This window comes from Sphingomonas sanguinis (assembly GCF_001476905.1).
Classification (GTDB): Bacteria; Pseudomonadota; Alphaproteobacteria; order Sphingomonadales; family Sphingomonadaceae; genus Sphingomonas; species Sphingomonas sanguinis_B.
Genome location: NZ_LDTE01000210.1, coordinates 1 through 548, shown reverse-complemented (window position 1 = coordinate 548; position 548 = coordinate 1). Strand labels below are relative to the sequence as shown.

Annotated in this window: 1 protein-coding gene; it reads right to left on the bottom strand. The window is 69.3% G+C overall.

All coding sequences use genetic code 11. The annotated features are described in order from the left end of the window. A partial coding sequence (locus tag SB4_RS18640) for an efflux RND transporter permease subunit (protein ID WP_193753899.1) occupies nucleotides 1-548 on the bottom strand: 548 nt, incomplete at both ends.

The following is a 548-nucleotide window of genomic DNA, read 5'->3' as shown; positions in this document are numbered from 1 at the left end:
CCAGCGCGAAGATCAGGATCAGGGCGGCGGGCACGACGATCGACAGGCGCTTCTGTGCGGCCTCCAGCTGGTGATATTGCCCGCCGAATTCGATGCGATAGCCCGGCGGCAGCTTGACCTGCCCGTCGATCGCGGCCTGGGCGCGCTGGACATAGCCCGCCAGATCGCTGGTCGACAGATTGACCATCAATGCGGCGCGGCGGTTGGTGTCGTCGTGCAGGATCGGCTCGACGATGCGGGTTTCCTTCAACCGGGCGACGCGCGACAGCGGCACCATGCCGTATTCGCCGACCCGCAACGGCAGCGCCAGGATCGCGGCGGGATCGGCGCGCAGCGAGTCCGGCATACGGATTACGATGGCGTGGCGGGCGGGGCCGTGCGGGATGAAGCCGACCTCGGCCCCCGCCAGCGCGTCGCGGATCGCGTCGTTGACCGCCTGCGCGCCCAGGTTCAGGCGGATCAGCGCGGCACGGTCGAGTTCGACGACGATACTCTTGGGCCGCCCCGCCGTCTCGAACTCGACGCCCTCGGTGCCGGGCAGCTTTTCC